Annotated in this window: 14 protein-coding genes; 8 read left to right on the top strand and 6 right to left on the bottom strand. The window is 71.3% G+C overall.

All coding sequences use genetic code 11. From position 1 onward, the window contains the following. Nucleotides 1-105 precede the first annotated feature (105 nt). Nucleotides 106-1,362, bottom strand: a complete 1,257-nt coding sequence (locus SPR02S_RS45830; RefSeq protein WP_019063782.1) for an ROK family transcriptional regulator — start codon at nucleotides 1,360-1,362, stop codon at nucleotides 106-108. 105 nt (nucleotides 1,363-1,467) lie between these two features. After that, nucleotides 1,468-2,712 (bottom strand): FAD-binding protein, encoded by a 1,245-nt coding sequence (locus tag SPR02S_RS45825; RefSeq protein WP_019063781.1) that lies wholly within the window; start codon nucleotides 2,710-2,712, stop codon nucleotides 1,468-1,470. A 145-nt stretch (nucleotides 2,713-2,857) separates the two neighbouring features. Between SPR02S_RS45825 and SPR02S_RS45820 the strand changes: the two genes are divergently transcribed. From SPR02S_RS45820 to SPR02S_RS45810, 3 genes are all read left to right on the top strand, one after another. Beyond that, nucleotides 2,858-3,535 carry a pyridoxamine 5'-phosphate oxidase family protein gene (locus SPR02S_RS45820; RefSeq protein WP_019063780.1) on the top strand — a complete coding sequence of 226 codons (678 nt, stop codon included), beginning with the start codon at nucleotides 2,858-2,860 and terminating at the stop codon, nucleotides 3,533-3,535. A gap of 240 nt (nucleotides 3,536-3,775) precedes the next feature. Further along, entirely contained in the window at nucleotides 3,776-5,104 is a 1,329-nt protein-coding gene (locus SPR02S_RS45815) for a radical SAM protein (RefSeq protein WP_019063779.1), read from the top strand. 214 nt (nucleotides 5,105-5,318) lie between these two features. Then, nucleotides 5,319-6,824, top strand: a complete 1,506-nt coding sequence (locus tag SPR02S_RS45810; RefSeq protein ID WP_019063778.1) for a cellulose-binding domain-containing protein — start codon at nucleotides 5,319-5,321, stop codon at nucleotides 6,822-6,824. Between the two features lie 133 nt (nucleotides 6,825-6,957). Here SPR02S_RS45810 and SPR02S_RS59325 read toward each other — a convergent pair whose 3' ends face one another. Then, a complete protein-coding gene (locus SPR02S_RS59325; protein WP_052347161.1) occupies nucleotides 6,958-9,051 on the bottom strand; it encodes an eCIS core domain-containing protein in 2,094 nt (697 codons plus the stop codon). Between the two features lie 369 nt (nucleotides 9,052-9,420). Here SPR02S_RS59325 and SPR02S_RS45800 point away from each other — a divergent pair, with 369 nt between their 5' ends. The 4 genes from SPR02S_RS45800 (at nucleotide 9,421) to SPR02S_RS45785 (ending at nucleotide 13,851) form a co-directional block, all read left to right on the top strand. Continuing rightward, nucleotides 9,421-10,443, top strand: coding sequence for an LLM class flavin-dependent oxidoreductase (locus SPR02S_RS45800; RefSeq protein WP_026151482.1), 1,023 nt, complete (start codon nucleotides 9,421-9,423; stop codon nucleotides 10,441-10,443). Nucleotides 10,444-10,739: 296 nt separating this feature from the next. Further along, nucleotides 10,740-11,831 (top strand): ribosome small subunit-dependent GTPase A, encoded by a 1,092-nt coding sequence (gene rsgA, locus SPR02S_RS45795; RefSeq protein WP_019063776.1) that lies wholly within the window; start codon nucleotides 10,740-10,742, stop codon nucleotides 11,829-11,831. An 80-nt stretch (nucleotides 11,832-11,911) separates the two neighbouring features. Next, on the top strand, nucleotides 11,912-13,345 hold the full coding sequence (locus SPR02S_RS45790) for a DNA-3-methyladenine glycosylase 2 family protein (protein ID WP_019063775.1): 1,434 nt from the start codon (nucleotides 11,912-11,914) through the stop codon (nucleotides 13,343-13,345). After that, nucleotides 13,342-13,851, top strand: a complete 510-nt coding sequence (locus SPR02S_RS45785; RefSeq protein ID WP_019063774.1) for a methylated-DNA--[protein]-cysteine S-methyltransferase — start codon at nucleotides 13,342-13,344, stop codon at nucleotides 13,849-13,851. Before SPR02S_RS45790 ends, SPR02S_RS45785 begins: the two co-directional genes overlap by 4 nt. Before the next feature lie 31 nt (nucleotides 13,852-13,882). On the opposite strand, the gene SPR02S_RS45780 is transcribed toward SPR02S_RS45785, so the two are convergent. Then, nucleotides 13,883-14,254, bottom strand: a complete 372-nt coding sequence (locus tag SPR02S_RS45780; RefSeq protein ID WP_019063773.1) for a PPOX class F420-dependent oxidoreductase — start codon at nucleotides 14,252-14,254, stop codon at nucleotides 13,883-13,885. Nucleotides 14,255-14,435: 181 nt separating this feature from the next. Here SPR02S_RS45780 and SPR02S_RS45775 point away from each other — a divergent pair, with 181 nt between their 5' ends. Further along, the gene (locus tag SPR02S_RS45775; RefSeq protein ID WP_019063772.1) at nucleotides 14,436-15,644 is read left to right on the top strand and encodes an SGNH/GDSL hydrolase family protein; all 1,209 of its coding nucleotides are present in this window, start codon (nucleotides 14,436-14,438) and stop codon (nucleotides 15,642-15,644) included. 11 nt (nucleotides 15,645-15,655) lie between these two features. Here SPR02S_RS45775 and SPR02S_RS45770 read toward each other — a convergent pair whose 3' ends face one another. After that, nucleotides 15,656-16,138: a DUF456 domain-containing protein gene (locus SPR02S_RS45770; protein WP_019063771.1), complete on the bottom strand. Its 483-nt coding sequence runs from the start codon at nucleotides 16,136-16,138 to the stop codon at nucleotides 15,656-15,658. 36 nt (nucleotides 16,139-16,174) lie between these two features. Further along, nucleotides 16,175-17,164 (bottom strand): helix-turn-helix transcriptional regulator, encoded by a 990-nt coding sequence (locus tag SPR02S_RS45765; RefSeq protein WP_019063770.1) that lies wholly within the window; start codon nucleotides 17,162-17,164, stop codon nucleotides 16,175-16,177. Between the last annotated feature and the right edge of the window lie 1,295 nt (nucleotides 17,165-18,459).

Here is an 18,459-nt window from a genome sequence, read left to right as displayed (position 1 = left end):
GTCATGAAGGTGGTGCGGTACGGCTCCTTGCGGGGGTGGTGCGCTTGCCTGGCTGTGCCTTTTTCTGCGAGGGCGCCTAAGTCGGTGTCGAGGGCACGACCGTGCTCAGCCCTTCGGGCCTCCGCGCGCTCGTGCCCTCGACACCGACGCGCCCCGCTGCCCGACCGACTGAAGTGCTCCTTCCAGCGCGAACGTTGCCGCGCCCAGGCACGCCGGGTCGGTGAGAATGGGGGAGAGGACGATCCGGGTGGCGGCGAACGGCCGCCTGAGCGCGTGCCGTTGGACGGCCTCGCGCACCTCGTGCAGCAGGGGCTCACCGAGCCTGCGGGCGACCCAACTGCTGAGCACGACGACTTCGGGGTTGAGGATGTTCACCAGGTTGGCGATGCCCGCGCCGATGTAACGGGCCGTCTCCCGGACGACCTTGAGGGCCACGGGGTCGTTCTCGTCCACGCCGTGGGCCAGGGCGTCGATGGTGGCCGTCTGGTCCTCGGGGTGCAGCAGCGGGCTGTCCGGGCTCAACTCCCGTAGGTTCAGCATGATTCCGGGCGCACCGACGTACGCCTCCACACAGCCGTGGTTGCCGCAGCGGCACAGCCGCCCGTCCAGGACGAGGGTCGTATGGCCCCACTCCCCGGCGCTGTTGCTCACCCCCCGGTACAGCGCCCCGCCGAGCGCGAGCCCCGCGCCGACGCCGGTTCCGAGGTTGACCACCACCGCGTCCCCGCGTCCGCGCGCCGCCCCGAACCACATCTCGGCGACCGCGCCGGCGCGCAGCGGGTTGTCCAAGTACAGGGGATAGGCGATCACTTCGGAGAGCAGGTCGAGCAACGGCACGTCGTGCCAGTCCCAGTTGGGCGCGTACTCCGAGATGCCGGTGTCGCGGTCCACCTGGCCCGGCACGCTCACCCCGACGCCCAGCACCCGCGCGCCCTCGATGCCGGCCTGCGCGACCACCGAGCCGACGGCGGCGGCCACATGGCTGACCACCTGCTCGGGCAGGCTCTCGCCGGGGCGCATGTCCTCGTCGGCGCGGGCCAGCACGTTCAGTCCCAGGTCGAAGAGTTCGACATGGACGTACGTCTCCGCGATGTCGACGCCGATCAGCGCGCCCCCCGACGCGTTGACCGCCACGAGACCGCGCGGGCGGCCCCCCGCCGAGTCCTCGAAACCGACCTCGGTGATCATGCGGAGGTCGAGCAGCTCACCGACGAGGGTGGCCACCGTGGCCAGGCTGAGCCCGGTGGCGGCGGCCAACTCCTGCCGGGAGGTGGGCGATTCGGCGATGATCTGGCGCAGTACTTCGTAGCGGTTCGCGGTACGGATGTCGCGTGATGTGCGCTTCGGCGGAGTGGCCGCCATCCCTTCCCCCTCGCGTCATGCCGAGGCACGACGGCATCGGCGCGCCGCAAGGCTATGGGCAGCGGCCGACGTTCGACAAGGGGTTAGGAAAGGGGCTGTACAAAGTCAGTCGCCGAAGATGTTCCGGACGAAGGGGTTGGCGAACTTGCCTTCCGGGTCGAGGTCCCGCGCCAGCGCCGCGAAGTCGCCGAGCCGCGGATAACGCCCGCGCAGCACCGCCGCCGGAGTGGTGAACACCTTCCCCCAGTGCGGCCGCGCGTCGAAGGCATCGAGTGCCTCCTCCAACTGTCGCACCACGGGCAGCACGCGCTCCGTGTCCTCGATCCAGGTGAAGTGCAGCGCCACCGTGTCCCGCCCGTACGAGGGGCTCATCCACTGAGTGTCGGCGGCGACCGTCCGCACCTCGCAGATCTGCAGTACACCGGCGACCGTCTCCCGGATGCCGTCGACCGCATACAGCGCGTCGACCGCGGCCGACCGCGGCAGCAGGTACTCCGACTGCAGCTCCGCGCCGCTGCTCGGCGTGAACTCCGCCCGGAAATGCGGCAGTCGCTCGTGCCACGGCCCAGCCGCCCCGAGCTGCTCGGTGGTGTTGACCGCGGGCATTCCCGGCACCGGGTGCAGCGCCACGGTCACGGGCGTCGCCCACGGGAAGTCGACCGGCGGCTGGTCGGTGCGCCGCTTCAGCCACACCTGCCCGAAGCGCGGCTCCCGCCAGTCGGTGAACAGACTCACGCTGTACGCCGATGCCGCCACCGTCTCGAAGTCCAGCCTCGCGAGCGGGAGTTCGGTGAAGACGTACTGCTCGACCTCGAAGGCAGGCTCCAGGTCCAGGGTGAGCGAGGTGACGACCCCGAGGGCGCCGAGGGAGGTCACGGCACCGTCGAAGCGCGCGTCGCCGCGCGCGATCGTCACCGTGGAACCGTCCGCCGTGACGATCTCGACCTCACGGACGGCCGAGGCGAGCGAGCCGTTGCCGACGCCCGAACCATGCGTGCCGGTCGCCACCGAACCGGCCACCGAAATGTGCGGCAGGGACGCCATGTTGGGCAGCGCGAGGCCGTGCGCGGCCACCCGGCGGGCCAGTTCCGCGTACCGGACGCCGCCCGACACCCGTACCGTACGGGCCGTCGTGTCGACGTCGAACTCGGGCGGCAGCGCGGCGATCGACAGCAGGGTGCCGTCGGGGCCCGGCTCGGCGATCTCGTTGAAGGAGTGGCCGCTGCCCAGCACCCGTACCCGCGCGCTCTCGGCCACGAGGGACCTGAGGGCGCCGGGTGTGCGCGGGCGGTGGAGTTCCTTCGCCGCGTAGGTGATGTTGCCGGCCCAGTTGGTGACCGTCTCCGTCATCCCTGTCGTCCCTCCGGTGCGTGCGTTTTCCCTGACCTTCTCATCCGCCGACGGCGAGTACGGATTTCGTCGACTTTCGTCGGCGAAAGCGACGTGATGGTCAATCTGTAGCCTATGTCCTGCGATATCGGTAGCCTCTGCTGCCATGACCGACCCGCGCCCAGCCACCGACCCGCTCCCCGTGAACGACCGCACCCGCCACCGCCGCCTCGCCGACCAGGGCAGCCTCGACCGTGCCGACCTGGACGCGATCCTCGACGCCGGTTTCGTCTGTCACCTGGGGGTCGTGATCGAGGGGCGGCCGGTCGTCGTACCCACGGTGTACGGGAGGGACGGGCGGCGGCTGTACTTCCACGGCTCCGTCGCGAGTCGTAGCCTCACGGGCGGAGCTCCCGTGTGCGTCACCGTCACGCATGTCGACGGCCTTGTGCTGGCCCGGTCGGTCTTCGAGCACGGGGTCAACTACCGCAGCGCGATGATCCACGGGGTACCCCACAAGGTCACCGACCCGGAGGAGAAACTGGCCGGCCTGCGCTGCCTCACCGAACACGCGACCCCCGGCCAGTGGTCGTACGCCCGCCTCCCCAACCGCAAGGAACTCGCCGCGACCACCCTCCTCGCCCTCTCCCTGGAGGAAGCCTCGGTCAAGATCCGCACCGGCCCACCGGACGACGCCGACGGCCCCGACGCGGAACTGGCCGTGTGGGCGGGAACCCTCCCTCTGACCTCAACCTGGGGCACACCGGTATCGGACCCGGTTCTGCCCCTGGGCATCCCGGTACCGGAGCACATCGCCCGCCGCGAGGGAACGGGACAGGGCTGACCTGATCGCCCCCAACCCGGCCCACCCCCATGCCCCAAGGGGCGCGGGGAACTGCGCACCCAGCCACAACGCACCCGCACCCCGCAATCAACCCGAGCCCCCACCCCCGACCCGGCCACCCCGCCAAACCCACCCGAACCGCACCACACCGACCCCCCGCTCCCCCCGCCCAACCGCCGGAGGCATACCGTGAGGAGTCGTACGCCCGAGCAGGGCGTCTGAGGCGGGAGGAGATACGGGATGGGCAGCCGCACCGCGCTGGTCGAGGATCTGATGGAGCGCTTTCCGCATGTGCCGCGGGAGGCCGTCTTCAAGGAGGACCTGCTGCGTGGGGGCGTCGCCTTCGACCCGTCGGCGCTCAGCGACAACGAGGGCGGTGAGGTGAAGCCGAAGTCGTACTTCATCTTCTCCTTCGACCACGGGACCCTGCCCGAGTTGGGCGAGGCCGCGCTACGGCGCCCGCCCGAGGAGATCATCCTCACGGGGGGCCCGTACGACCTGCGACGGACCGTCGTCTCCGTGCGGGTGAACCCGACCTCGCCGTACCGCGTGGCCTCCGACGAGGACGGCGTCCTCGGGCTCTACCTCGACGGGAAGCGCATCGCGGATGTCGGTGTGCCGCCGATGCCGGAGTACTACAAGCACAAGCTCGCCAACGGGAAGTCCGTCATGGAGGTGGCCCCGACCATCCAGTGGGGCTACCTGATCTACCTGACCGTCTTCCGCGTCTGCCAGTACTTCGGCGCCAAGGAGGAGTGCCAGTACTGCGACATCAACCACAACTGGCGCCAGCACAAGGCCGCCGGGCGGCCGTACACCGGGGTCAAGGACGTGGAAGAGGTCCTCGAAGCGCTGGAGATCATCGACCGGTACGACACCGCGAAGGTGTCCACCGCCTACACCCTCACCGGCGGCGCGATCACCAAGACCGTCGCCGGGCGCGACGAGGCCGACTTCTACGGCCACTACGCCAAGGCCATCGAGGAGCGCTTCCCGGGGCGGTGGATCGGCAAGGTCGTGGCCCAGGCGCTGCCCAAGGACGACGTGCAGCGGTTCAAGGACTACGGCGTGCAGATCTACCACCCCAACTACGAGGTGTGGGACGAGTATCTGTTCAAGCTGCACTGCCCGGGCAAGGAGCGCTACGTCGGGCGTGCCGAGTGGCACAAGCGGATTCTCGACTCCGCGGAGATCTTCGGCGCGCGCAATGTCATCCCCAACTTCGTGGCCGGCGTGGAGATGGCGGAGCCGTTCGGATTCAAGACCGTCGACGAGGCGATCGCGTCGACCACCGAAGGGCTGCGCTTCTTCATGTCGCAGGGCATCACGCCCCGCTTCACCACCTGGTGCCCCGAGCCAACCACCCCGCTGGGCAAGGCCAATCCGCAGGGCGCTCCGCTGGAGTACCACATCCGGCTGCTGGAGGCCTACCGCGCGACGATGGAGGACTTCGGCCTCAAGTCCCCGCCCGGATACGGCCAACCGGGCCCCGGCCGCGCCGTCTTCTCCGTCAGCTCCTTCATGGACAGTCTCCCCGCCGAGCCCGCCGAGGAGCCCACGCCTTTGTAAGGTAACGGTGTGGCCAACTCCTGCGACAGGTGAGTCGGGAGAGGCTCGGACACGTACAACTGCACAGAGGCGACTGACAGTCACCGTAATTGAATAGGCGGCTTGTCAGTTGTGTGGGACGCGTGAAAGGCTCTGGCCCTGTCACGAGGCAGCCCCCCTCCAACTCGCTTACTGTCAGAGCTAGTTGGCCGTCATTCGTGGATGCAGGAGACCCATGCCCGACCTGCCGACTCCTCAGGACGCCGCTGAGGCAGCGCTGTTCACCGAGAGCTGGGACGCCGTGCTGTCCTACGCCGACCTGTGCACGTCCGGAGCCGCCTCGGCCACCGAACTGGCCAGTGAGGCCTTCGCACTTGGCATCCAGGAGGCCCGCTCCGCCGGGTCCGGCCCGATGCGCGGACCGGCCCGCCGGGTACTGCCGGTGATACCGCTGCTGCTGACCGCCGTACGGACCACGGCCGCGGCCTGGGAGTTCGCCGGGCGGGGGCACCGGCTCGACCCGGACCTGCGGCTGTGGCTCAACTCGGAGAAGGCGGCCCGCTATCACGGCATGCCGTTGCAGCGCCCGATCGCGCTGCGCGGGCTGCGGGACCTCCAGGAGGCGGACGCGGCGCTGCTGTGGCTGGCCGAGGTGGAGGCGCTGCCGCTGCCCGTCGTGGCCCGCCGGCTCGGCCTCGACCCGGCGGTCGTCTCCAGTGAACTCGCCCAGGTGCGGGCCCTGTTCAGGGACCGCTGCCACCGCAACCACCTCGACACCCCGATGGCCGCGGAGTGCCGCAGCTACGCCCGGCTGCTGGACGCGGTGACCCGGTCACCGGCCGCCGACACACCCGAGGACCTCTCACGGCACCTCGCCACCTGTGTGCAGTGCGCGGAAGCGGCCGCCTGCCTGCGACTGGCCGGCGGCGGACTGCCCGCCGCCCTCGCGGGCGGGGTGATCGGCTGGGGCGGGCTCGCCTATCTGGAGCGCCGCCGCCGGGCCTCCGAGGTACGGCTCGGCGCGGGGCGTCCGGTGGCCGAACTGGAGGCCGGGGAGCCGAAGGAGGGCGCGAACAAGGCACGCCTCGTACGCAACAGTCTGCTCGCCGCGGCCGTCGTGCTGTCGCTGGTGGCGCTCGGGGTGTCGATGATGCCGATGGGCGGCTCCGGGCACGACAACACGGCCAGCGACGACGCCGACCGTCAGCCGGTGTCCGACCCCGCCCCCACCATGTCGTCCGTCGGCACCCGTCCGTCGGGCACGGCCTCGCCGTCCCCCCGGCCCACCGCGAGCGACACGGCGACCGACCCCGGGGACAAGAACCCCGACACGGAGCCCCAGGGCACCGCCTCGGCGACGGCGAGCAACTCACCGGCGCCGACGAAGAGTTCGGGTGCGGGATCAGGTCCGGGTACGACCACTCCGGCGAGCTGCGACGTCACCTACGACCTCGTCAACCAGTGGCCCGACGGCTTCCAGGCCTCCATCACCGTCACCACCACCAAGGCCCTCGACACCTGGCGCCTCGCCTGGTCCTACCGCGACGGCCAGCAGGTCACCCAGATGTGGGACGCGAGCGTCGCCCAGGACGGCTCCCGGGTCACCGCCACCGCCGCCGACTACAACAAGAACGTCGCCGCGGACGGCAGCTTCACCTTCGGTTTCCTCGGGACGTGGGACAACAGCAAGAACTCGGCACCGTACGGATTCACGCTCAACGGGGCGGCCTGCAGCAAGTAGTCCTGCCCGTCCGGCTGTTCACCCGGTTGTTCATGCGGCCGTACCGCTGGCCGTGCGGCGTCCGGCCGTCACCCGCCCCGGCGATCTCTCCGTGCTCCGGGGCAGTGACGACCGTAGAAGACGAACTACGCGCTCACGAATCGGTGTTGGTGCGCTTGCCGATCAAGTCCCGGTACAGGGCGGCGCGTTCCTCATCTGTCTTGGCCTTGTCGAGTTCGGCCTTCCATGCCTTCTCCAGGTCCTTCAGCTGCTGCACCCAGTCGCCGAACTTGTCCAGGTCGACATGGCGTTGGCTCGAACTCAGGGGCGCGTTGCCGCCGGGCTTGTCGTCCTTGTGCCCGCCGAACTGGCTCACGGGGTTGCTGTTCTTCTCGCTGCTCGTGATGCCGTGCTTGTAGCCGTCGGGGGTGGTGCCGCCCGGCCCGGTGGTTTCGAGACCGACCTGAAGTGCCCCGGGTTTCGTGCTGGTCGGGGTCTTGTACCCCACGAACATGTGTCCGTACGACTCGTTCGGGAGGATGGTGTCGCCGTGGTAGTCGAGGTTTCCCATGCCTCCGGCGGCCAGGGGCATGCCGTAGAGATGGGTGCTGGGATCGAACCAGTTCTGCACGGTGGCCCCGAATTCACCCTTCTCCACGAACTTGCCCGGCGTTCCGTCCGGGTTGTCCTTGCCGATCTCCATGTGGTGCGTGGCGAACTTGCGCCGGTACACAGGCTCCTCGGGCTTCGACATGCGCTGCCAGGGCTGCACGTTCTCCTTGGTGATGTGGAGCCACTGGGGCAGCTCGTATCCGTGCTGACCGTCGGCCAGTTGAGGGATACGGATGTTGACGCGTCCGCCGTAGGCCAGGGCGTGGGCGATGTCGTCCTTGAAGTCGTCGTGCATGCCCGTTTCCGGGTTGAAGATCTTCAGCCCCTCCTTCAGGATCAGGAAGATCTTGGTCAGCACGTCGGTGCCACGCTGGACCCGCTCCCGGTGCTTGGCGGCGTCCGGCACGTTGTCGTCGATACCGGGAGGGGCCATGGTCGTCACGAAGGTCTGGAAGATCTGCTCGTTCCGTTCCCCCGTGAGCTGCTCCTTCTCGGCCTCCGGGGTGTCCTTGTCGTGCATGGCCATGTGACGGGCGAGTTGGTAGTCCGAGCGGGTGGGTTTGTCCGTCGACTTTCCCTCGGCGCGGTCCGCGACCTCCTGCCGCCAGCGCAGGGTGGCCACCAGGAGGCGCTTGCCCTCCGGCTGCTGGAGCCAGCTGTGGAAGTCGCCCGCCTTGATGTACGCGTCGGCCTCGGCGCGGGTACAAATACCCACGGTCTTCAGCCACTTGGGGTCCTCGGACTCCACGGCCCCGATCGCGTCGAGCTCCGCGTCGGTGAAGCCCGGGCCGCTGCGCACCCTCGTGTGGATGACCGCCCGCACATCCTTGTTCCTGATCACCTTCTTGCCGCTGACGAGCAGCCCCGCGAGCCGGGCGATGGCCGGGGGCGAGTCCTGGATCGGAGGTGAGGGCGAGGCCGGGGGCGGGGTCTGGGCCGGAGGGGTGGTCGACGGTCCGGGCCGGTCCGCGCGCTGGACGGAGACGTCCCGCTCCACGCTGCGCTGCACCGCTCCACCGGGTAAGTCGGCCCCGGGCAGCGACAGTTCGGGGGCTGCGCCCCGGGCCAGCTTCCGGCCGTTGGCGCCGGCGCTCCGCTCGAACGGGTCGTCCGGGTGGGAGACCTTCTCGCCGCGGCCGTTGTCGGTGCCGGGCACGGGGCCCAGGGCCTGCTGGCGTACGTGGTCGACCTCTTCGAACATCACCTCGTCCTCGACGCGGTCGCCGCCGAGCACGATATGGGCACCCGTGGTGTAGGCCAGGGCGCCGAGATCCTCCGCCGAGCGCTGGGCGACCGGGTCGCTGTGCACGCGTACATGTCCGAAGTCCATGCTGTACGCCCGCTCGGCCCGCTGCAGGATGCGGGGCTCCAGCGGCCGGCCGGGAGAACCGACGGCGTCGACGACGGACGACCGCCGCCGCACCGGCACGGCCCCCTCGGCGGCGCGTGCCTCGGACCCGCCCGGCTGCTCCTCGGCACGCTGCTCGTCCCGCGCCCGCTGGATCACGCGGCTCACCGCGGCGTTCCCGGCGGCCTGTTGGAGCGCGGCGAGCGGCGGCAGGGCGGCGGCGGGCCGGGCCACGGGGCGCGCACCGGCACGGTCACCGCTCGGGCGGTCCTCTCCCTGGATACGCATACGCGGTTCCCCTTCGGTCGGCGGGCGTCCTTCGCTGTTACGGGTGCCCTTTCCTCTTACCGGACGGGGGTGTGGGGGTGGGGAGTCCGTAGGGGCAGAGTCGGGGGCAGACTTGGCGCGAGGTCCGTCGTCCCGGCCGGATGCGCGGGCTGTCACGATCGGATCGAGGAGCCGTCGTGGCGTGTTGATCGCGCTGGAGACGGGATCGTCCTCGGGGCTCGCCGCCCGGAAGCCGGGCCCGGGTTCGACCCGGATCTCCGGGACCGGGACGGCCGTACCGCCGTCTTCGCCGTGTCCGTCGCGGTCGAGGAGACCGCCGTCCAGGTCGTGGCGGGGAATCAATCGTGGCCGCAAAACGCTCTGGCGTGCGTGAAGAAAATCGGTTTCCTCTCGTTCGGTCACTGGTCGCCGAGTCCGCATTCCAAGACCCGGTCCGCCGCGGACTTCCTGCACCAGTCCATCGACCTGGCGGTCGCCGCCGGGGAACTGGGCGTGGACGGCGCGTACTTCCGCGTGCACCACTTCGCGCAGCAGGCGGGCAGCCCCTTCCCGCTGCTCTCGGCCATCGGCGCGCGGACCTCGAAGATCGAGATCGGCACCGGCGTGATCGACATGCGCTACGAGAACCCGCTGTACATGGCCGAGAACGCGGGCGCCGCCGACCTCATCTCCGGCGGCCGACTGCAGCTCGGCATCAGCCGTGGCTCACCGGAGCAGGTGATCGACGGCTGGCGCTACTTCGGCTACGCGCCCGCGGAGGGCGAGACCGGCGCGGACATGGCCCGCCAGCACGCCGAGGCCTTCCTGAAGGTGATCGAGGGCGACGGTTTCGCGCGGCCCAACCCGCGGCCGATGTTCCCCAACCCGCCGGGACTGCTGCGCGTCGAGCCGTACTCCGAGGGGCTGCGCGACCGGATCTGGTGGGGCTCCAGCTCGAACGCGACCGCCGTCTGGGCCGCGGAGCTGGGCATGAACCTGCAGAGCTCCACCCTGAAGGACGACGAGACGGGCGAACCGCTGCACGTCCAGCAGCGCAAGCAGATCGAGGCGTACCGCGAGGCGTACAAGAAGGCGGGCCACACGCGCGAGCCGCGGGTGTCCGTCAGCCGCAGCATCTTCGCCCTGACCGACGACATGGACCGGGCCTACTTCGGCCACGACCGCGACTCGCGCGACCAGGTCGGCATGATCGACGACACGACCCGGGCGATCTTCGGACGCTCGTACGCCGCCGAGCCGGACGTGCTGGTGAAGCAACTCCAGGAGGACGAGGCCATCCAGGCCGCGGACACCCTGCTGCTGACCGTTCCGAACCAGCTCGGGGTCGACTACAACGCCCATGTGCTGGAGAGCATCCTGACCCAGGTGGCACCGGAGCTCGGCTGGCGCTGAGTGTTCGTTCGCCCGGGTCCATGGGAGGACGGGAACGTGCTCACCGCCGGTGCGCCGTAATTCGGTGGCACGGCGGCCGGGCGCCTTCTAAGGTTCGTGGTGTTGGAGCGGCCACCCTCGTGGTGTCGCCGGTGACGTGGCTTGTGTTGTGGGAGGTGTGACCGATGGCTGTCTCTGTGATGGGCGCTGCCCGCATTCAGAAGTGCATCAAGTCCACCTCCGTGGCCACCGGCTGACCTTCCTCTTCCACCGCGCCGAAGTGCGCGCGCCGGGGCCACCCTTGTGAAGGGTCTCCCTTGACTTCCACCTCTGCTTTTCTCGCGCTCGCCCGCTACGGCTGGGACGACGCATGGGCGGACGAATTCGCCCGCTACGACGCCGAAGGACTGCTGGCCGGCCGGGTGATCCGGGTCGACCGGGGGCAGTGCGACGTCGTCACCGCCGACGGGACGCTGCGCGCCGACACCGCGTTCGTCACCCCGAACGACCCGATGCGCGTCGTGTGCACCGGCGACTGGGTGGCCGTCGAACCCGCGGGCAACCCGCGTTACGTACGGACGTATCTGCCGCGCCGTACCGCCTTCGTGCGCTCCACCTCCTCCAAGCGGGCCGAGGGGCAGATCCTCGCGGCCAATGTCGACCACGCGATCGTCGCCGTACCGCTGACCGGGGATCTCGACCTCGGCCGTATCGAACGGTTCCTGGCGCTCGCCTGGGAGTCCGGTGCCCAGCCCGTGGTCGTGCTGACCAAGGCCGACCTCGTGCCGGACGCGGTGACGTTGTCGTATCTCGTCAAGGACGTGGAGACGACGGCGCCGGGCGTGCCGGTGCTGACCGTCAGCGCCGCCACCGGGGAGGGGATCGACGTCCTCGCCGCGGTCGCCGCCGGCGGTACGTCCGTGCTGCTCGGGCAGTCCGGCGCGGGCAAGTCGACGCTCGCGAACGCGCTCATCGGCGAGGACGCGATGGAGGTGCAGGCCACGCGTGACGTCGACGGCAAGGGTCGTCACACGACCACCACGCGCAATCTGCTCGCCCTGCCGGGTGGCGGGGTGCTGATCGACACACCCGGGCTGCGTGGCGTCGGGCTGTGGGACGCGCAGACCGGGGTCGGGCAGGTCTTCGCCGAGATCGAGGAACTGGCGGGGCAGTGCCGCTTCCAGGACTGCGCCCACGTCGCCGAACCGGGCTGCGCGGTGCTCGCCGCCGTCGACTCCGGCGATCTCTCCGAACGCCGGCTCGACAGCTACCGCAAGCTCATGCGCGAGAACCAGTGGATCGTCGCCAAGACCGACGCCCGGGCCCGCGCCGAACTCCGCCGCGACTGGAAGCGGAAGGGGGCGGAGGGGAAGGCGGCGATGGAGGCGAAGCGGGGGCGGTGGGCTTAGGGCCTGTCCGGCATGGCGTCAACGTCCCGTCCGATTTCCGCCAGCCCCACCCCCGGGGATGGCGGAGACTGGGCAGCGTGATGGACGAAGACACCAGGTACGAAGCCGTGCGGAGCCGGGATGCCCGGTTCGACGGGGAGTTCTTCTTCGGGGTGGCCACGACCGGGATCTACTGCCGGCCCAGTTGTCCGGCGGTGACGCCGAAGCGGCGCAATGTGCGGTTCTTCGCGACGGCCGCCGCCGCGCAGGGCTCGGGGTTCCGGGCCTGCCGGCGGTGCCGTCCGGACGCCGTGCCGGGCTCGGCCGAGTGGAACGTGCGGGCCGATGTCGTCGGCCGGGCCATGCGGCTGATCGGCGACGGCGTGGTGGACCGTGAGGGCGTCGCCGGGCTCGCCGTGCGGCTGGGATACAGCGCGCGGCAGGTCCAGCGGCAGCTCACCGCCGAACTCGGCGCCGGTCCTGTCGCCCTCGCCCGGGCCCAACGGGCGCACACCGCACGGGTGTTGGTGCAGACCACCGACCTGCCGATCACGGAGGTGGCATTCGCCGCCGGGTTCGCCAGTGTCCGCCAGTTCAACGACACGATCCGCGCCGTGTACGCGTCGACCCCGAGCGAGCTGCGGACGGCCAGGACGCCCCACGCGCCCAAGGCACCGGCGAAGGGGGCCGGCCCGTCCGCCGGAATCCCCTTGCGGCTCGCGTACCGGGGCCCGTACCAGTCCGGCGCCGTCTTCGACCTGCTCGCACGCGAGGCCGTCCCCGGCATCGAGGAGATCACCGGCACCCCCGGCCGCCGTACCTACCGCCGCACCCTCCGCCTCCCCTACGGCACCGGAATCGTCGCCGTCGACGAACGACCCGGCGCCCTCAAGGCCGCGTCCCCCGCCCACCCCGGCGGCTGGCTCGACGCCCGGCTGCACCTCACCGACCACCGCGACCTGACCACCGCCGTCCAGCGCCTACGACGGCTCTTCGATCTCGACGCCGATCCGTACGCCGTCGACGAGCGGCTCGGCGCCGATCCCCGGCTCGCCCCGCTCGTCGCCGCCCGCCCCGGCCTGCGTTCACCGGGCACCGCCGACCCGGAGGAACTCGCCGTACGGGCCCTTGTCGGGCGGGCGGAGGCCGAACGGCTGGTGCGGCGCTACGGCAAGACGCTGGACGCCCCGTCCGGGGGCCTCACCCACCTCTTCCCCGAACCGTCCGCGCTGGTGGACGCCGTGCCCGGCGAACCCCTGGCCGCCCTCGCCGCCGCCCTGGCCGACGGCACCGTACGGCTCGACGGCGGTGTCGACCGGGACGACGTGGAGGAGGCCTTGCTGGCGCTGCCCGGCATGGACGCCGCGACCGTCGCCGTCATCCGTACCCGCGCCCTCGGAGACCCCGATGTCGCACCGCCCGGCGTCGACGTTCCGGACGCGTGGCGCCCCTGGCGTTCCTATGCCGTACAGCACATGGAACATCTCGAACACGTACAACACCTGCGAACGGCAGGGGAGTTGGAGTCACGATGACCGACCCGACGGCCGATCCCGCGGTCACCCGCTGGACGAGCTTCAACAGTCCCCTGGGGCAACTCCTCCTCACCGCAGACGAGTTCGGCGCGCTGACCTCCCTCTCCGTGCCCGGTCAGAAGGGCGGCCGTACCGTCCAGCCCCAGTGGCGGCAGGACCCCGGCCCCTTCCGTGCCGTCGGCGAACAGCTCGCCGCCTACTTCGCCGGTGAACTCAAGGAATTCCAGCTGGAGTTCCGCACCTCCGGCACCGACTTCCGTGAGCGCGTGTGGAGTGCCCTCGACTCCGTCCCGTACGGCGCGACGACGACGTACGGCGAGATCGCTGCGCGGATCGGCGCGTCCCGGGCCGCCGTCCGGGCCGTGGGCGGGGCGATCGGCGCCAACCCGCTGCTGGTCGTCCGGCCCTGCCACCGTGTGATCGGTGCCGACGGATCGCTGACGGGGTACGCGGGCGGCCTCGACCGCAAGGTGCAACTCCTCACCCTGGAGGACGCGTTGGGCTGAGTCGGCTTCGATCAGTTCTATTCGATCAGTTCTAGTCGGTCTCCAGGCCCCAGCTGTGGATCCGCCGCGGGTGGATGCGAATCACCTCCTCGCTCATGTGCGGCCCCAACTCGTGCGGGCCGACGAGGAGTTCGGCCTCGCCGCGGATGTCGATACCGCGTACCTGCCAGGGGCTGAGGCTGACGATGTCGTCCACGACCAGCGCGACCTTCGGGTTCTTCCGCAGGTTGCGCCACTTCTTCGTCGTACCCATCGCATAGCCGCCGACCAGGATCGTCCCGTCGGCCTGCGGGAAGAAGCCGACGGGGTTCGCCTGTGGCTGGCCCTGGGGGTCGACGGTGGCGAGGCGGCCCAGTCGCTGCGAGGCGAGGTACGCGCGTTCGGCCTCGGTGAATTCGGTCATGACCGCAGCCAAACACGCCTGCCCGCCCCGCGCATCGGCCTTCGGTCCCAGGTCTCCCTCCGCTCCACGTCCTACGCCGGACAGGGGACGCGGAGCCCGGCACCGGTGGTGCTCCGCCGTCGGCCCGTTGCCGCGTGTCACGGTCGCCTCCTCGTGGTCGGTGGGGAGAGGTGGAGCGTTCATGGTCGGGGCCGGACGGATCGTCGTCGCAATGCTGGTGGTCGTACTGGGAGCGGGAGTTGGGCAGGGTACGGCGATCGCCGAAGCCCCGGCCCGGGACCCCTTCGGCACCTGGACCGGCACCTGGGAGGCCGCCCCCTCCGGCACCGCCACCGCCCACCCCGGCGCCTCCTTCCGCAACGTCGTCCACCTCAGCGTCGGCGGCAGCGCGGCCCGGGTCCGGCTCAGCAACCGGCTCGGCAGCGCGCCGCTCCGGCTCGACGCGGTGACCGTCGCGCTGCGGGAGACCGGTCCGGACGCCGTGGCCGGCTCGATGCGCGTCGCGACTTTCGGCGGCGTGCGGACGGTGACGATCCCGGCGGGCGAGGACCTGGTCAGTGATCCCGTCCTGCTGGCCGTGCCCGACGCGGCGGATCTGCTCGTCACGGTCCACACGCCCGACGACTCCGGCCCGGCGACCTACCACCGCGCGGCCGGACAGACCAACTACCGTGCGTCGAACGGCGATCGGGCCGCCGAAGTGGACGGTTCCGCGTACACGACGACCACCACCTCCTGGTACTACGTCACCGGCGTCGACGTCCTCGACGCCCCGGCGGCCGGCAGCGTCGTCGCCCTCGGCGACTCCCTCACCGACGGCAACGGCTCCACCCGCGACGCCAACCACCGCTGGCCCGACCGCCTCGCCGACCGCCTGGCCGCCCTGCCCGCGTACCTCCGCCTCGGTGTCCTCAACGCCGGTGTCTCCGGGAACCGCCTGCTGCGCGACGACGTAGGCCCGAGCGCGTTGTCCCGCCTCGACGCGGATGCCCTGTCGCGGTCGGGGGTGCGTGTGCTGATCGTTCTCGAAGGCATCAACGACATCAAGGGCACCCCGAACGCCACCGACCCCGACGCCTTCGAAAGCGCCTACCGCACCCTCGTGAGCCGCGCCCACGCGCACGGCATCCGCGTCATCGGCGCGACCCTCACCCCGTACGGCGGCAGCAGCGGGTACACGGCGGCCCGCGAGGCCGTACGGCAGGAGATCAACGCCTTCATCCGCGGCGGCGGGGGCTTCGACGGGGTCGTCGACTTCGACACCGCCGTCCGCGACCCGGAGCAGCCGCAGCGGATCCGGCCCGGTTACGACTGCGGCGACCATCTGCACTTCAACGACGCGGGCATGCGGGCACTGGCCGACACGGTCGACCTGACCATGCTCGGCTGATCCCTTTGACGTCAGCCCCAGATCACCGCGCCCACCCACGCGCCCATGATCAGCAGGCAGGTGAACAGCTCGGTCAGCACGCTGGAGCCGCCCGAGCGCATCGCCGTACGGAGGGAGGCCATGGCCTCGCCGTGGCGGCCCAGGCGCAGGCGTTCGTGGAGGTAGATCCCGGCCATGAAGCCGGGGATCGCGCCGAGCACGGGGACCAGGACGAAGCCGAGGAACGCGCCGGCTCCGGCGTACACGCCCATTCGGGGGGTCGCGCCGCTCGCGCGCAGCCGGCGGGGCGGCAGGGCCCAGCGGACCACCTGGGAGAGGAAGAGGACGACCGTGGCGCCCACGAGGACGCCCCAGGACACCGGCTGCGGATCCTTCAGCGCCCACCACAGGACCGCGGCCCACACCAGCCACGACCCCGGCACTCCGGGCACCAGGACTCCGCACAGGCCGAGCAGGATGACGACGCCGACCAGGAGGAGTTCAGCCACTCCCATCTGCCCAGCCTGCGGGATCCCGGGTGAAACCGCAGGTCAGCTACGGGCCACCCAGCCCCGTTCGTAGGCGTGCCAGCCCAGTTGCAGCCGGGTCGTGACGCCGGTCAGCTCCATCAGCCGCTTCACCCGGCGCTGTACGGTCCTGAGGCCCAGGTCGAGCTGTTTGGCGACGCTGGCGTCGGTCTGCCCGGCCAGCAGCAGGGACAGCACCTCCAGGTCGGTGGCGTCGGGGCCGTCGGAGCCGTCGGGGGCCCGCTCGGTGGCGCCGGACGCGCCGAGGCGCAGCGGGAGCGCGTCCCGCCAGACCGACTCGAAGAGCCCGCGGAGCAGCTCCAGCAGGCCGCTCGCGTGCACGACGAGCGCGGCGGGCTCCGCGGTGTGCGAGGTCAGCGGCACCAGCGCGAGGGTCCGGTCGGCGACCACCAGCTTCGTCGGCACCTTGTCGACCACCCGTACCTGTTCGTCGCGGCCCAGCGCGGCGGTGAGTTCGGTGATGCCGTCCGGCTGGTCGAGCACGGCGCGTTCGAGGACGACCCGGTAGCGGACCCCGCGGCGGGCGGCCTGCTCCTCCGCGTCGTTCTCCCCGCCGGTGACGGCGACCGGGGTCCCGGTGACCAGCGCGCACACCTCCTCGGTCGCGCCGAGCTGGAGCTGGAGGAAACGCTGGCTGACGGCCGCGGCGCCGATCACCACCTCCACCAGATCGTGTACGGCGGGTTCGGCGGCGGTGGCCCGGTACTCCTCGGCGAGCTGCGCGGCGGCCAGTTCGGCCTTGTCCAGTTCGTGCCGCTGCTGGGTGAGCAGGGCGCCCAGGGCGACCCCGGGCGGGGCGGCGACCCAGCGGCCGGGGCGGGCCGAGGACTGGGCGGCGAGTCCGTGCCGTTCCAGGCCGCGCAGGGCACGCTCGGTGTCGTACTCCCCGAGGGCCAGCCGTCGGGCGAGATCGGGTACCTCCGCGGCGCCGACCGCCACCAGTGCCCGGTACGCCGACTCGTGCGCCTCGTCCAGGCCTATCGCCGCCAGCATCAGGTGCCGCCCCTCCCCGAAAACCCCGTTGTCCGCACGCGCCCTGGCGGAAACCGGCCACGGCGCGAAACCGCCTCGGCACATCATCGCCGTACCACCCGCCCCTCTGCCAAGGTTGCGCCACTGGGGCCTCAACTTCCGCCCGGAATGCCCGTATTGGGGATGGTCGGCCTGCAGGTTCGCGCACGGCGGGTGACAGGCGGGACGGGCGCGAATCACAGCGGAGCTTCAGGAAAGCCGGTCACACTCGGGACCGGGTGGGCCGAACCCGCAACGGGATTCGGTCACTTGGAACGTGACCCGGGCCCATGACGTGCGCCGGCACGCAGGGGAGCTGGGGCCGGGTCACTCAGTCGTCGCCGGGCGGTTCTCCCGTGGGGGGTGGGACCGTCCGGCGGCCCTGTGTGGCGTGCGTCGCCCGGTGGCGGACGGGTGTTCGGCACGTCGTCCGACACGCCGTTCGAGGAGGGGCGCGCACCCGATTTTCCGGACGCCCCGTTTCCAACTGGCCTGTGCGGTGGACAATTAGGGGCATGAGCCAGCAGGGGGGAACGCCGACCGGTCACGAGGACGACTGGTGGAGCCAGCTGTACGACGACACCGCGGAGGACACGGGGCCGTCGGCCGCGGGCGACTCCGTCGACGACCGGTTCGCTTCGGCGGCGGGGACAGTGGGGGTGCCTCCGGCGGATGAGCGGGGGAGTTCGGTGGGGCCGGGTGTTCCGGGGCCACGTGCGGGCGGCGAGCCCTCCTCCGAGGCGCCTGCTGTTACGGGTTCCGGCTCCCCGGGTGCTTCCTGGGAGCCGCCGTCCAGTGCGCCTCCGGGGCCGGGAGGTGCCGGGGCGGATGTGTATGGCGAGCCTCCGTTGTTCCGGCCTGCCGCTCCTGCCGCTCCTGCCGCTCCTGGCGATGGCGCGTCGCCGTCTGCGGTTCCGGGGGATGCGGGCGCGGATTCCTATCCCGAGCCTCCGTTGGTCAAGCCCATGGCCTCCGTCGCCCCAGGGGAGCAGGCCCCGCCCGCCCCACCTCGGCAGGCGCCCCACGCGGACACGCAGCCCGACCTCCCACCGGCACCCCCTCAGCGGGCGGCCGACGCGGAGCTCCCGCCCGCGTACCCGCAGCCGGCCGTTCCCGCACCGCCTGCCGACAGTCCCGCCGTCGCTCCGGCGGATCTCCGCCCGGACGGTCTGTCCGCCCCGCATCCCATGGCCGTTCCCGTACGCCCTGAGGAGAGTCCCGCCGTTGCTCCGAAGGCCCGGCGTCCGGAGGGCCCGGGACCTTACCCGCCGCCCCCA

Source organism: Streptomyces prunicolor NBRC 13075 (assembly GCF_000367365.1).
In the GTDB taxonomy this organism is placed as follows: Bacteria; Actinomycetota; Actinomycetes; order Streptomycetales; family Streptomycetaceae; genus Streptomyces; species Streptomyces prunicolor.
The sequence above is the reverse complement of the archived record's forward strand: the minus strand, read 5'-3'. Positions and strand labels throughout refer to the sequence as shown.

What these genes read in the sequence shown, in the direction of transcription:
- SPR02S_RS45775 (WP_019063772.1), top strand. Translation starts at nt 14,436, where the DNA reads ATGGTCGGGGCCGGACGGATCGTCGTCGCAATGCTGGTGGTCGTACTG.
- SPR02S_RS45830 (WP_019063782.1), bottom strand. Translation starts at nt 1,362, where the DNA reads ATGGCGGCCACTCCGCCGAAGCGCACATCACGCGACATCCGTACCGCG.
- SPR02S_RS45765 (WP_019063770.1), bottom strand. Translation starts at nt 17,164, where the DNA reads ATGCTGGCGGCGATAGGCCTGGACGAGGCGCACGAGTCGGCGTACCGG.
- SPR02S_RS45785 (WP_019063774.1), top strand. Translation starts at nt 13,342, where the DNA reads ATGACCGACCCGACGGCCGATCCCGCGGTCACCCGCTGGACGAGCTTC.
- SPR02S_RS45820 (WP_019063780.1), top strand. Translation starts at nt 2,858, where the DNA reads ATGACCGACCCGCGCCCAGCCACCGACCCGCTCCCCGTGAACGACCGC.
- SPR02S_RS45810 (WP_019063778.1), top strand. Translation starts at nt 5,319, where the DNA reads ATGCCCGACCTGCCGACTCCTCAGGACGCCGCTGAGGCAGCGCTGTTC.
- SPR02S_RS45770 (WP_019063771.1), bottom strand. Translation starts at nt 16,138, where the DNA reads ATGGGAGTGGCTGAACTCCTCCTGGTCGGCGTCGTCATCCTGCTCGGC.
- SPR02S_RS45790 (WP_019063775.1), top strand. Translation starts at nt 11,912, where the DNA reads ATGGACGAAGACACCAGGTACGAAGCCGTGCGGAGCCGGGATGCCCGG.
- SPR02S_RS45825 (WP_019063781.1), bottom strand. Translation starts at nt 2,712, where the DNA reads ATGACGGAGACGGTCACCAACTGGGCCGGCAACATCACCTACGCGGCG.
- SPR02S_RS45815 (WP_019063779.1), top strand. Translation starts at nt 3,776, where the DNA reads ATGGGCAGCCGCACCGCGCTGGTCGAGGATCTGATGGAGCGCTTTCCG.
- SPR02S_RS59325 (WP_052347161.1), bottom strand. Translation starts at nt 9,051, where the DNA reads ATGCGTATCCAGGGAGAGGACCGCCCGAGCGGTGACCGTGCCGGTGCG.
- SPR02S_RS45780 (WP_019063773.1), bottom strand. Translation starts at nt 14,254, where the DNA reads ATGACCGAATTCACCGAGGCCGAACGCGCGTACCTCGCCTCGCAGCGA.